This is a genomic window from Paenibacillus sp. FSL H7-0326, from assembly GCF_001955535.1.
Taxonomy (GTDB): Bacteria; Bacillota; Bacilli; order Paenibacillales; family Paenibacillaceae; genus Paenibacillus; species Paenibacillus shunpengii.
The window spans coordinates 1-12,675 of the sequence record NZ_MPVN01000009.1; the positions used below are offsets into that span (position 1 = coordinate 1).

Genomic DNA, 12,675 nt, shown 5'->3' on the forward strand with positions numbered 1-12,675 from the left:
TACCTGTCATAGAATGTCTAGCGCGGCGAAAAGGTAAAGGATCGAGGGAAATAAGATCCTAGAATTACTGATTTACATATTTGCCCATATACTTTGCGGGTGGTGTCAGCTTCGCTGGTACTACCCCTACTTGAAAGCTAGTGGAATAATTTAAAATGATGATGGAGTTAATCTAGAAATGTAAGGGCTCATGCTAGCAGCTCTAAAGCGGCATAAAAACGCCGCTCAAGATCTGCTACGCACCGCTGTCGGGTTACTCCAGCCGATAACGAGAGCGCCTAAGCCGGGGAAAGCGTCCCGGCCAAGGCGCTCTACGTTCCTGTCTGTCGCTTAACACCGCGCCACGGAGCGAAAACCTAAATTCACACCCAAATAACTAAGGCATGGAGAAGAACCGGAGAAATCCGGTTCTTTTTTTATTTTGGTCTGCGTTTTTACGCCTTTTGCCTTCCGCATGGTAACAGGATCAGAGCGACTAACCTTCCAGGGGGCCGAGCCTCCGGCTGCGCCCCTCACCCCCCTGGAAGCTAAGTCGCTGAGCGACATGTTCAAGGGGCTTAAAACTTTTTTCTCATCTGAAAAAGCAGCAGATGAAAAAACTTTTAAGCTGAGACCCTTGATCATATCGCTATGATCCTGTTCCCAAGCTCCGCGTCAAAAGGCGAAAAAACGCCCTTTCGGGGCCTTGAGCCATGCGTCAGGCAAAAGGGGCTAGAGGTTAATCCAATTTCAATAAAAGGAGCTTTTAAAAATGACAATTAACACTAAAAATAAGGAAATTGAGCAACTAGCAGATAGTTTCAAACAGTTTTTAGAGGAGTTAGGACTTTGGAGAGCAATCCGGATTTATTTTAACGGAATGGCTTATGACAGTGAAGAAGGGGTAATTGAATCTATTAATGTGGCTGAATATATGGCTTTCTATGACGAGGATACGCTTACTGTTCTCCATGAAGGTAGTCCTCTTGGTCACTTCTTAAATAATGGGAAGGTCGATCTTGAGACAAGAACCAGATCGTGGGATATCTACGACACCCTGAAAAACTTTTTTGAAGAGCGTGGGTATACGATTCTATTCGGGACAGATTACAGCTTTACTATCAGTCGATTGGACTAATGTTGATGCAAATCAATTACCTGATTTAGACTGCACGTGAATTTGCCTTACTTACCAGTTTTCCGACCAGCTTAAAGCTGGTCGGGCAAATCCAATAGAGAACAGGAATGAAGATTAATGAGTACAAAAGTCATCTTATCGGTAAATATGATGCAAGACTTGAACGAAAAAATAACACCTTTTATTGGACCTACTGCATTTGAAAGAGCAGCTGCCGATTTCGAAGCTTGGACAGGTGTACCTTATGCAGAATATATAGAACGTTCTAAAGCGGGCGAAGATTCCTATGAGATTCTTGGTGAGGATTATGCTGGTTCCACTTTAATGTTTGAAACAGCTAAGGAAGAGCCTTTGACAAATCAACCTGAGAAGGAAACTATGCTTGCAATCAGTACGGCTCATACCACTCCAGAGGTATGCGGCTTATTGGATCAGAATGAGATCCAGGGTTTAATTTCATATAAAAAGGAAGAGTATGGATTCTTTATTTATGTTCCATCAGACGAGGAAGAAACGGCCAATCTTCCTGAATGCTTATCCACTATTCTTAACTACGCTCGTATTCATGATGCATCCTGGATAATGCTTGATCGGGATGTGGAGATAAATTCTGATTTACCTTTGTATGACTGGTATTGATTTATTAACGGAGAGGTGGGAGCTGCTTTGGATTGGGACTATGAAAGAGAAGCAAGAATTACACAAAGAGCCAAGGAGCGAAAGGAAAAAGACAGATGTAGCAAATTCACAGAGGTTAAACTGGAAGGGGATAATTCAATACAAACAGGCTTTACTAAGCGTGGAAAGAAGGTTGTATTTGAATCTTGTTTTGGATTGTCCAGTCAATCCAGGTATGGAGCAGGTACGTTGAGTGTATACGATGGAGACCAAAGAACAGTCATTTTTACTAAGGGTTATCCGTCAAAAGCGCTTGAATGGATGATGAAAAACTAAGTAATCAAACTATGAATACATACTTTAAGGAGAAATTGAATGAATTTTGTACCGGATCTAATTACTTGCCGTTGTTGTGAAGGTCAGTGCTATACGGAAGAAGGAAAATGCGATGAATGCTCTGGCAGTGGTCTAGTATCTGATACTGAATAAGATACAACGGGCTGATGCTAGCAGCTCTAAAGCGGCATAAGAACGCCGCTCAAGAGCTGCTACGCACCGCTGTCGGGTTACTCCAGCCGATAACGAGAGCGCCTAAGCCGGGGAAAGCGTCCCGGCCAAGGCGCTCTACGTTCCTGTCAGTCGCTTAACACCGCGCCACGGAGCCAAAACCTAATTCCAGAACCAAATGACAAAGGCATGGAGAGAACCGGAAAAGATCCGGTTCTTTTTTATTGTAGTCTGCGTTTTTACGCCTTTTGCCTTCCGCATGGTAACAAGGGCAAAGCGACTAAACTTCCAGGAGGCCGAGCCTCTGGCTGCGCCCCTCCACCTCCTGAAAGCCAAGTCGCTGAGCGACATGTTCAAGGGGCCGAAAACTTTTTTCAATTATCAGGAAAAGCATCTGATGAAAAAACTTTTCGGCTGAGACCCTTGATCAAATCGCTATGTCCTTGTTCCCAAGCTTCGCGTCAAAAGGCGAAAAAACGCCCTTTCGGGACCTGACCCATGCGTCAGGCAAAAGGGATTCGCCGTAACATGCTAAGGAGCTGAAAAAATTATGAAGTATAACCCAATGATTATCAACATGTACACAGGAAGTAAGTACGAGAACATGCGCCGTGAAATGACCTATTTTGAAATTAAAGGTGTTGAGCGTCAGTTGGATGAATGGTTAGATGATCCGTTGAGCGTCAGCGAATCATCCAAATATACCAGAGGATATCTGTTCTTAGCTGAGTTCAAACTCCCAGAGCATGATAACTTGACTGATGAAATTCAGAATAATTATATAATAGAGCGTGTTTTTATGTATGGTCAGGAAGATTTGATTGCAATCTTAGCAGATTCAAATGATCAAAAATCTCAAATATACATCCGTCTTGTGTAATTTCATCGATTTAGAATGTTCGGGACGATCCAAGCTATTGTCCTGAACATTCTCTTAAGCGGTGCAAACTGCGGATTAAGATGCCAATTTGAACTCTATAAGGAGATTATTATAATGAGAAACCAAGATGTTATGAAGAAGGTAATCGATCTAGACACTCAATATCTATACAGCCGTGAACAAAGTTTAAGGGTTATGGTACAGATCGCGATTATAAGAAAAGCTTTTGGCGTTAAAAATGATGAGACAAATAAGCCCGTTATAGATTATGAAAGGGAACTTGTCTTATCTGATGATGAAATAAGAAAAGAATTCGACATGTATTTAAGTTTTTTGAAATGGTCTATTGAAAGTAAGGATGTAGACAAACAAAGAGAATTTAAAAATCAGATCCTACACTTTATTGACGCTGTTAGATTTTTTAATGAAAATTTAGCAAAGGAATTTTTGATCGATTTACCGTCTGCAAGCTGAATTGCTCATTTATATCTTTTGGGGGTTATACAGTGGATTGGATAGAAGCTAAAACCAAACTGGACAGCAAAACTTATTCGGGATTTGAAAAAATGCAACTAAAGTATGAAGAAGAACATACAGAAAATGAATGTACAGATTGCGGAAAAAATAATAAGGGTATTTTCATTTTTTGGGGAGATCATCCGACATTACAGCACGTAGGGTTGTGGGTTGACGGTGTATGCTCTAAGTGCGGAAGAAGCGAAGAGTAAATAAGAAAAGAGATTTCATACATACCGGCTGATGCTAGCAGCTCTAAAGCGGCATAAGAACGCCGCCTAAGAGCTGCTACGCACCGCTGTCGGGGTTACTCCAGCCGATAACGAGAGCGCCTAAGCCGGGGAAAGCTGTCCCGGCCAAGGCGCTCTACGTTCCTGTCAGTCGCTTAACACCGCGCCACGGAGCCAAAACCTAATTTCAGAACCAAATGACAAAGGCATGGAGAGAACCGGAAAAGATCCGGTTCTTTTTTATTGTAGTCCGCGTTTTCACGCCTTTTGCCTTCCGCATGGTAACAAGGGCAAAGCGACTAAGCTTCCAGGAGGCCGAGCCTCCGGCTGCGCCCCTCCACCTCCTGGAAGCCAAGTCGCTGAGCGACATGTTCAAGGGGCCGAAAACTTTTTTCTATTATCAGAAAAAGCATCTGATGAAAAAACTTTTCGGCTGAGACCCTTGATCATATCGCTATGCCCCTGTTCCCAAGCTCCGCGTCAAAAGGCGAGAAAACGCCCTTTCGGGGCCCTGTCCCATGCGTCAGGCAAAAGGAGCTAGACAAGGAGTGAATACGATGAAAACACCAAAATCATTAAACATTCAAATCAACGAGTCTACATTATTTCCGGGAAGGTACAATGTCCGTGTTGTGACACGTTCCGGAAAAATCTATATTGCTGATTATGCAGATCAGCCCACGGATGAAATGGTAAGAGAGCAGTGGAATCAAGACCGAAGATGGTTCACACATATAAATTGATTTCAGGAATGAAATGCACACATTCAAATCTAAGGAGAGAAAATAAATGACCCTCAATTACGATATCGAAGCCATTCAAAATGAGCTTTCCTCAAGATTCAAAGGACTCTCGTATCAACTAGCAAAAGGAAACTACATGTATTTTGTAGGAGATGATTTAGAGGATATCCAAACTCAGATCAGGGTTAGTCGTAGTAACTTTTCTGTATATGCTCGCAATTTCTTCGATGAGCATTGGAGCGAAGGCAATGACCTTGAATACCGCCCTGATGGTTGGGCAGAAAAACAGAAACAAGATATACAATTACTTGCAGAACGGTTCAGGGACTTTCTACAAGAAAAAGGATTGTGGAAATTTATCACTATTTGTTTTAATGGGATGGCTTACGACAGTGAGCAAGGCGTAATTGAGTCCTTTAATATAGATGAATTGGTCAAGTACTACAATCCAGAAACGTTGACCGTACTTCATGAAAAGGCGATTAACTTCGAACACTCATGGGATCGATTCGAAATGATAAAAGAGTTCTTTAGTAAAAATGGTTACTGGATTCAGATTATCGATTCACACAGTTTTTATATCAACCGAGAGGATCGAGACTAATGAACAAAACCCAAATCACCAAATCTTATATACAGATCCAAAGTGAAATGAAAAAGCATCGATCTAAAAAACACTTTAGCAAGCAAGATATTCAGGATATCTTGCTTGCTAAAGAAACAGGAAATTGGGAAGTCGTTCATCAAAGCACGTTCTACCTAAAACACTCAAACGAATATTGCTCATTGCTTGAAGTCCTCAACAATGTCAAAGCAGTCAGCTAATCACAATTCTAGGAGGTAACAACATGTTAAAGAGAAGATATAGTTTGCAAGAGGTTCAAGAAACAGGACTGCCATGGATGAACGAAATCGAGCGCGTATGGTCTAGCGCACCGTATCCATTCGCGGTGTTACTGCCTGAAGAGCGTTGTATGCAATTAGGAGTCCCCATTTTAAGTAGTGGCCGTGAGTATCCATCGGCATTCAGATCGAGAGGAAATGAATTTATACCTCTCTATGATCGGACAGATGTTTACAAGCTATTGAAGAATCGTCTGTTTCCTTACGAGTTGATGGGAAGTAAAGAAGGGGATCATTAATCGGTTCCCTCTTCCTGAATCGTGCTGCGGCCGTGAGGCACCACCGGAAGATCACCGCTGGTGCCTCACGGCAAAGTTAGTCAAAACCCAAGGAGGTCATAACATGGTAGTAGCTGCTGTTACTGAAGTCATGATGTTATTAGCGAATATATATACAGGTGAAATTACATACGACTCTACTGACAAGGAGGCACACTATTTTCATTGGAAGTATTCCGATGAACTGCATGGAACCCCGGATTCAAAAGGACAGATCCGTGTAGAACATAAAGAAGATGGAAATGTATACATTAAAGCAGAGGGTCAAGATGATTTTGTAATGGACTGTTCTTGGCTGGCGTTCATGGAGTTTGGGCTTTGCTTTGATGAATGAGATAGATAACCCGTTAAGAGGGAATCCCCAGGTGGGATTCCGTTTTTCCCCAGCCACGTGATTGTTTCAGATTTATTAAATCTGATTAATAAGGGTTGTAATCAAATCTCATAGTGTTACAATAAACTAAATCAAGTCTCTCTTGCTTGTCCTGTACGAGTAAAGAGGACTACAGGGTAAGGATCACTGTGCGCCGGCAAGCATAACAGTGATCCTTTTTATTTTCTCTTCTTTTGGATATCCAGCCATGTTGAGTATGCAAGAAGACTGCAGAAGACCATATATGGGAGACTGACAAGGCTATAAACGAAAAACTTTATAGCTGGGGTGTAATTCGGATCTGCAATGAAATTAAGCATAATCGGAAGCATCTCCGTGATGTAAAAATGAACAAGAGAAAGTGCAAGTTCGATATAAATCATCCTTTCGTGTACAGGTATTCTGTACAGGAAAGCAAGAGACACTTCATTCAGCTTTTAAGTGCCAAATCCAAATGTAAAATCCTATATTTGGTTGATATATTACAAGATTACCCCAATATATTGTGCTTGTAAACAGCGCCCTAATGTTGAAACGCATTTGCGATTATAGCAAATAACACAACATACCGCAAAGGAAAAGGGATGGAAGATGTAGTAGAATCTTTTAAAAATTTTTTTTATGTGAACAGGATCATGCTACAATGCGGATATTGTCAATGAAAGTCAGAATGTTGAAATTAAATATATGCAAACATCTATAAATATGAAAATCAATGATGCTGGCTCATGCTAGCAGCTCTAAAGCGGCAAAAGAACGCCGCTCAAGAGCTGCTACGCACCGCTGTCGGGTTACTCCAGCCGATAACGAGAGCGCCTAAGCCGGGGAAAGCGTCCCGGCCAAGGCGCTCTACGTTCCTGTCAGTCGCTTAACACCGCGCCACGGAGCGAAAACCTGAACACATATACCTTAAACCAAATAATCAAAGCATGGAGAGAACCGGAGAAATCCGGTTCTTTTTATTTAGTCTGCGTTTTCACGCCTTTTGCCTTCCGCATGGTAACAAGGGCAAAGCGACTAAGCTTCCAGGAGGCCGAGCCTCCGGCTGCGCCCCTCCACCTCCTGGAAGCCAAGTCGCTGAGCGACATGTTCAAGGGGCCAAAAACTTTTTTCTATTATCAGAAAAAGCATCTGATGAAAAAACTTTTCGGCTGAGACCCTTGATCATATCGCTATGCCCCTGTTCCCAAGCTCCGCGTCAAAAGGCGAGAAAACGCCCTTTCGGGGCCCTGTCCCATGCGTCAGGCAAAAGGGGCTACAGCTTGTAAGCTACTAAACTCAGAAGGAGTAAAAACATGAATAACATAAATCCTTTGTACACGACAACAGAATTAGATGAAGTACAAGCCACTATTGAAAATGTAGGTCAGGTAATAGGATCGGAAGAACATTTAGCAGATCCGGATCTGCAGCAACTCATGAATGAGTTGCTCGTCCGTCGTAGCGAATTGATATCAAGCCTTGCCAGCTCTCTGGGAATTAGCTCTCAACAATTGGTACGGAAGCGACTTGGTATCGAGGCTTAGTGGATGTAAGTGAATTTTGATCAAATAATTTAAATATACGGAGGTACTTTGAATGATAGCTGAAATCTACTTTACTAACTTAAACAAGAACAAAGAGGTTCACATGGATACTAGTTTCTACAAGAAGTTCAAAGAGGAGTGTAAGCGAAGAAATATAAAGATCACATGTAGGAGTATCGGTCCATATCGTAGAGTAGTTAAAAAGTATAATAACAAAGAACACACCGTCTTACATATGTAAGACGGTGTAAGACATTAAAATGAAGAATGTTAATGGATATGTAAGACAGTTGTAAGACATACGTAAGACAGGATGGTATATCATTATATTAGTAGAATATAGCCGAGGACAGATGTATAGGATCGGGGCAAAATGGTAAGAACCGAATTTTCGGTTCCTTTGATTTTTAATTGCATGGATGCCTTCCTCTGGAAGGCTCTTGAATTAATCGATAAATTCTTTGACCTGGCTGTATCTGTCACATAAGCTAGATTGAAAGGAACTAAATATTTGGAGAGAACAGGTGATTTAATGAAAAAGGAAATACAAGGACAATGGTGGGTTCCAGGACAGACAGAACAGATAGAGGAAAAGGGAATGCTAGTCTACAATAATGACGGTACAGCAAATCTCACTTTACATAATGATCTGTATGATGGAGATCTACGTATGACACATAAAATTATCCTGGGAACATCATCAACTGGAGAAAAATTCACTTTGTTAAATTGTCAGTCGTTTCTGGATACTGTCAGGTTAACAGATAGAATGTCAGTATATAAGGTAGAACTTGTCTTTAAAGGTCAACATTTTTCGAATGTTAGCCAAATGAATTTTACAGAATATAGATTCACATTTCAAAGTTTGAATCAGTGGGTCAATGAAGCGAAGTTTATTCATGAGAATGATTACGATAACAGAATAAACACCATTTCATATGAGGATTTTGAAGAAATTAAATTGGCTAACGTGGATGGAGTACGACTTTCTATCTATTTTGCTGAGAGTATCAAAGAACGCTATCGTGATGAAATAAGCATTACATTAAATTCATACATCCGTTTGAAATCTGAAAAGGATGAAATCAATTATTCTCGATTTACAGAATACTATTTACCCTTACTACAAAACTTCTTTTCTTTGCTCATGGGAAGTGAGACATATCCGATGAATATTCAAGCTAGATTTTTAAGAGGTGTTACAGTATCGGTATCCTATGTATCTGAAAAGAAAACTGAAAAAATACATACAGAAGATATGACTATTCCTTTGAAAGAAATCAGAGTAGAAATTAATGAACTTCTACAAAATTGGTTTAAAAAAAGCGACAAGTTACAACCAATCTATAACCTATATTTTTCTACCATTTATAATGATCGATTAAATCTCGAAAATAGATTTCTAAACATGGTACAGGCTCTAGAGTCTTATCATAGAAGAACATATGGTAAAGGCGAAACCATAATGCCAAAAGACGAGTATGAACAGCTGAAATCTAAACTCAATGACTTCCTTCAAGCTGAACTATCATCTGATTTAGATTCATATAACGCAATGAGAAATAAACTATCGCACCTGAATGAGACTACATTAAGACATCGACTTTTATATCTAATCAAAACCCATCAAGACATTATAGCTTTCTTAATGGAGATCGATGAGAAGCTTATAGGTGATATTGTTGTGACCCGCAATTACTTTACTCATTGGGATGATAAATATAAACAAAAAGCCTTGAGTGAAAATGATTTAGTTGTGGCTACACAAAAGTTGGAATTTATTCTTGAGCTTTGTCTTTTCTATGAAATGGGATTATCTAACGAAAAAATAAAAAGAGCTTTTGATGGCTCCATAAAATGGTTTCAGTTTTATGTTCTACAAAATATATAAATTAGTAAGAGCCATGCCTTGGGTGTGGCTCTTTTATATGCATCTACAAAATTTGATGAGGGAAATGAGAGAAATTATATTGTATACACACTATGGATGTAGTATAATATATACAAGGAGAAAAGTTAGATAAACGTGCCGATAACTTTAAGAGTGTGATCAAACATTATCGCCGTATATTATGCAGGCATCTCTACCGCATTACTTTATCTTGTCTTGCCTGTTGAAGAGAATACATTGGAAAGGAGCCCCATACGTTGAACGTATCTCTGAATCAAATAGTGAAAGATATTCGCAATATGGTTGAAAAGATGGAAGTGGTTAGCACGGTGATCGGTAAGATTACACCTCATAAATGTGTTTAGTTTTATTCCGGAAATTAAGTTTTGATTCTATGATTAAGGAGGTGGCCTTTTTTTGTTTAGTAAAGAAGACGTTAGAAAACTATTGAACTCTGAACTGGATGCAAAAGTAGCAGAACTACTCGGATGGAAGGTTCAATTTTTTGGTGAGTTGCGTGGATTTTCTGGACAGTATCAGAATGAAAAGGGGGTTTGGATCTACTCTCATATATACCCGTATTCGAGTGAGCATGAGTACAGTATGAATGTACAAGCAAGAGCACTTAAAACCGATTCACAAGGTTATATCAGAACGCTTGCTGAATTGTTAAACGTAAGCGAGTGGGGTACTGAAGGGAAGCTTAAGTCTGAAGGAATATTAAAGTTCCTTGAAGTGACACCACGAGAGCGCTGCGAGGCTGCTTATCTAGTTTTACAGAAGTAATGCTACATAGTTATAGAAAGTAGGGATTTTATTAATGAAGTTCATGTCGAAAATAAAAAGCGAGTACCGCTTCCTGTGTGCCTGGATTGTTTCGATGGTAGCAACGTTTGGTAGTTTGTATTTTAGTGAGATTAAAGGGTATACACCGTGTAATCTCTGCTGGTACCAACGCATCTTTATGTATCCTCTTACGATTCTGATTGCCATTGCTTATTACAACAGAGACAATGCTGCAGCTAGACGATATCTATTGCCGATGTCCATTGTTGGGGGATCTATATCCCTGGTTCATATTTTGTATCAGCAAATCCATAAGTTTGTTGCAAGTAACTCAATCGTTGCCTGTGGCCCTACGCCTTGTACTGAAAACTATTTTGCTTGGTTTGGCTTTATTACAATTCCGGTTATGGCTCTTACGGCATTCATTTTGATAACGGTTCTACTTTGGAAGCTACCGAATAACGAAGAGGAAGAAGTTAATTAAGTGTACTGAAAGTATGAATTTTATTACTTAACATGTGGAGAGGGAGTATCGGACTTGAATAAAAAAGCGGTTCTTGATGTGCTAAACAGTTTGGAAGTGGTTGAAGAAAACCGCGGTGACAATGCTTATATTCTCGTTAAAAACACAACAGAGCTACAAAAGGAGTTAGCCAAGCATGGTGTGGATGCCCAAATCATCATGAGGTATGGGTGGGACCGTGAAACTTTCTGTATCTTGGCTTTCAGTTTTGGTGAAGGGATCGCTACAGACTATGAACCAGGAAAGGGCCTAGTTTTCAACGAAGAATCCAAGAAAGAATCAGCTCACTACTTGATCGGTGTTTCTGCAAAGATTATTCGAGATATCGCGATTGTAGATATCAAGGAATCTGATAACGATATAATCAGCATTCTTGTTAGGGATAGCGAGAGTGGCGAGGAATACTGGACATATCTTGATGACCGGATTGATTTAATTAGCAGTTAGGATTCGGTCAATTATTAGATTGAGGCTATCTGCCTCTTTCTCAGGGGAGAGTGAGGTTAAAGTGCATACCGTGATGAAGTGGGGTGCCATGTACGGGCAGCTTGAAGATGGAGACGAAATATCTCCAGCGGCGATCCAGCTCGGCAATCAGTTGATTTTACCCGGCGATCGGATTACAAGGATTGGTAAAAAGAAAAGATCAATGTTTTCAATGCAAGATGGATTCTATTTAGTTTATCAAGGGATTTGCGATCATCATCTTATGTTCACCTCAGAGCCTACAGGCTGCAGCGGTGACCCGTGGTACTATTCTTTTGCCTATGTTGATTCAACAACCTTGTTAATCGGCGGTAAAGGATGCATGGATATCAGGGTCGATGATCTTCAATTAGCTTAAAGGAGATTACAATAAAACATATGTCTAAAATAGTTTGGCAGTTGCCTGTTAAACAAAGTAATTTTACCGATCATGATTGGATTCATCCGAAAGCAAAGTACCATGCTTTCAAAAACAACGCTTCTATATGCGGTAAATATTTACAAGATACGGACTATTTCGAAACGTCTATTGATGAAACAGAATTGATGTCGGAAAAAATACAATACGCCTGTAACAAGTGCCTTAAGATGCTTCAAAAAAGGGATTGAGGTTGCATTTACGATGGAAGTTCACTGCAATTGGTGCGGAAATAAATTCTACAGATTCAACAACCGACTTTACTGCAATGACTTATGTAAATTAAAAGCGAAATTTGCGAGGGAAGGCAGATGCATTAAATGCAAAAAACTACTTGATTACTGTAAATGTAGTTAGGCTGCCTCTTTTCCAGGGAGGGAAGATAATATGCCATATATAAAGAAGGATGATCTAAAGGAATTGGCTAGGTATTTCTTTGCGCAAGGCATCGTGATAGCCCATGGATTTGATCATGAATCAAACTTGCATAACCAAGAGGATGAAGCATTTGAGAAGATTTATGCAGAACATTTAGCAAGTAAGGGAGAATTTACAGGTAAGAAAAAAAATCAAGATTGGGGAATTGTGTTCACAAAGGTGAATGTTAAAAAAGATACCTTTGAAACCTTATTACCAATTGGTTTAGGTACTGAAGAAAAGGCAAGAGAACTGTTCGATCGCATCAAGTCTGAATTCCCAAAAAATGAAGGGGAACCAGAGATAGTCATTGACCTCTTGGATGAACATTTTGATATTCAAGATGGTTTTCCGGTCACTTTCATTCAAGCCGCAACTATAGCCGAATTATTAGGGCATAGGTCGCTTCCATTGGATATCGAAAAATGAAATTACAGTTATGTAGAATAAAGGTGGTAGTGTT

The 12,675-nt window shown here is 40.1% G+C and carries 20 protein-coding genes; 19 read left to right on the forward strand and 1 reads right to left on the reverse strand.

Annotation, left to right across the window (positions count from 1 at the left end; all coding sequences use genetic code 11):
• Positions 1-330 precede the first annotated feature (330 nt).
• A complete protein-coding gene (locus tag BK126_RS29215) occupies positions 331-624 on the reverse strand; it encodes a hypothetical protein (RefSeq protein ID WP_143757803.1) in 294 nt (97 codons plus the stop codon).
• Positions 625-751: 127 nt separating this feature from the next.
• Here BK126_RS29215 and BK126_RS26105 point away from each other — a divergent pair, with 127 nt between their 5' ends.
• The 19 genes from BK126_RS26105 (at position 752) to BK126_RS26210 (ending at position 12,641) form a co-directional block, all read left to right on the forward strand.
• The gene (locus tag BK126_RS26105) at positions 752-1,117 is read left to right on the forward strand and encodes a hypothetical protein (protein WP_076315420.1); all 366 of its coding nucleotides are present in this window, start codon (positions 752-754) and stop codon (positions 1,115-1,117) included.
• Between the two features lie 117 nt (positions 1,118-1,234).
• On the forward strand, positions 1,235-1,756 hold the full coding sequence (locus BK126_RS28930; RefSeq protein WP_083656245.1) for a DUF5983 family protein: 522 nt from the start codon (positions 1,235-1,237) through the stop codon (positions 1,754-1,756).
• Positions 1,757-1,783: 27 nt separating this feature from the next.
• On the forward strand, positions 1,784-2,071 hold the full coding sequence (locus tag BK126_RS26115) for a hypothetical protein (RefSeq protein WP_076315421.1): 288 nt from the start codon (positions 1,784-1,786) through the stop codon (positions 2,069-2,071).
• Between the two features lie 721 nt (positions 2,072-2,792).
• A complete protein-coding gene (locus tag BK126_RS26125) occupies positions 2,793-3,122 on the forward strand; it encodes a hypothetical protein (protein ID WP_076315423.1) in 330 nt (109 codons plus the stop codon).
• Positions 3,123-3,236: 114 nt separating this feature from the next.
• Entirely contained in the window at positions 3,237-3,596 is a 360-nt protein-coding gene (locus BK126_RS26130; RefSeq protein ID WP_076315424.1) for a hypothetical protein, read from the forward strand.
• A gap of 32 nt (positions 3,597-3,628) precedes the next feature.
• Entirely contained in the window at positions 3,629-3,850 is a 222-nt protein-coding gene (locus tag BK126_RS26135) for a hypothetical protein (RefSeq protein WP_076315425.1), read from the forward strand.
• A gap of 575 nt (positions 3,851-4,425) precedes the next feature.
• A complete protein-coding gene (locus BK126_RS26145) occupies positions 4,426-4,611 on the forward strand; it encodes a hypothetical protein (RefSeq protein WP_076315427.1) in 186 nt (61 codons plus the stop codon).
• 46 nt (positions 4,612-4,657) lie between these two features.
• A complete protein-coding gene (locus BK126_RS26150; RefSeq protein WP_076315428.1) occupies positions 4,658-5,215 on the forward strand; it encodes a hypothetical protein in 558 nt (185 codons plus the stop codon).
• The gene (locus BK126_RS26155; protein ID WP_076315429.1) at positions 5,215-5,436 is read left to right on the forward strand and encodes a hypothetical protein; all 222 of its coding nucleotides are present in this window, start codon (positions 5,215-5,217) and stop codon (positions 5,434-5,436) included. Before BK126_RS26150 ends, BK126_RS26155 begins: the two co-directional genes overlap by 1 nt.
• A 23-nt stretch (positions 5,437-5,459) precedes the next feature.
• Positions 5,460-5,753 (forward strand): hypothetical protein, encoded by a 294-nt coding sequence (locus BK126_RS26160; RefSeq protein WP_076315430.1) that lies wholly within the window; start codon positions 5,460-5,462, stop codon positions 5,751-5,753.
• Between the two features lie 103 nt (positions 5,754-5,856).
• Positions 5,857-6,126, forward strand: a complete 270-nt coding sequence (locus BK126_RS26165; protein ID WP_076315431.1) for a hypothetical protein — start codon at positions 5,857-5,859, stop codon at positions 6,124-6,126.
• Between the two features lie 1,334 nt (positions 6,127-7,460).
• Entirely contained in the window at positions 7,461-7,691 is a 231-nt protein-coding gene (locus BK126_RS26170; protein ID WP_076315432.1) for a hypothetical protein, read from the forward strand.
• Positions 7,692-8,202: 511 nt separating this feature from the next.
• Positions 8,203-9,582: an ApeA N-terminal domain 1-containing protein gene (locus tag BK126_RS26180; RefSeq protein WP_143757804.1), complete on the forward strand. Its 1,380-nt coding sequence runs from the start codon at positions 8,203-8,205 to the stop codon at positions 9,580-9,582.
• Positions 9,583-9,999: 417 nt separating this feature from the next.
• Positions 10,000-10,368, forward strand: a complete 369-nt coding sequence (locus tag BK126_RS26185; protein ID WP_076315435.1) for a hypothetical protein — start codon at positions 10,000-10,002, stop codon at positions 10,366-10,368.
• A gap of 34 nt (positions 10,369-10,402) precedes the next feature.
• The gene (locus BK126_RS26190; protein WP_256703054.1) at positions 10,403-10,852 is read left to right on the forward strand and encodes a disulfide oxidoreductase; all 450 of its coding nucleotides are present in this window, start codon (positions 10,403-10,405) and stop codon (positions 10,850-10,852) included.
• Positions 10,853-10,906: 54 nt separating this feature from the next.
• Positions 10,907-11,338 carry a hypothetical protein gene (locus tag BK126_RS26195; protein ID WP_076315436.1) on the forward strand — a complete coding sequence of 144 codons (432 nt, stop codon included), beginning with the start codon at positions 10,907-10,909 and terminating at the stop codon, positions 11,336-11,338.
• A 61-nt stretch (positions 11,339-11,399) separates the two neighbouring features.
• On the forward strand, positions 11,400-11,735 hold the full coding sequence (locus BK126_RS26200; RefSeq protein WP_076315437.1) for a hypothetical protein: 336 nt from the start codon (positions 11,400-11,402) through the stop codon (positions 11,733-11,735).
• A 20-nt stretch (positions 11,736-11,755) separates the two neighbouring features.
• Positions 11,756-11,986, forward strand: a complete 231-nt coding sequence (locus tag BK126_RS26205) for a hypothetical protein (RefSeq protein ID WP_076315438.1) — start codon at positions 11,756-11,758, stop codon at positions 11,984-11,986.
• A gap of 196 nt (positions 11,987-12,182) precedes the next feature.
• A complete protein-coding gene (locus BK126_RS26210) occupies positions 12,183-12,641 on the forward strand; it encodes a hypothetical protein (RefSeq protein ID WP_076315439.1) in 459 nt (152 codons plus the stop codon).
• Positions 12,642-12,675 lie beyond the last annotated feature (34 nt).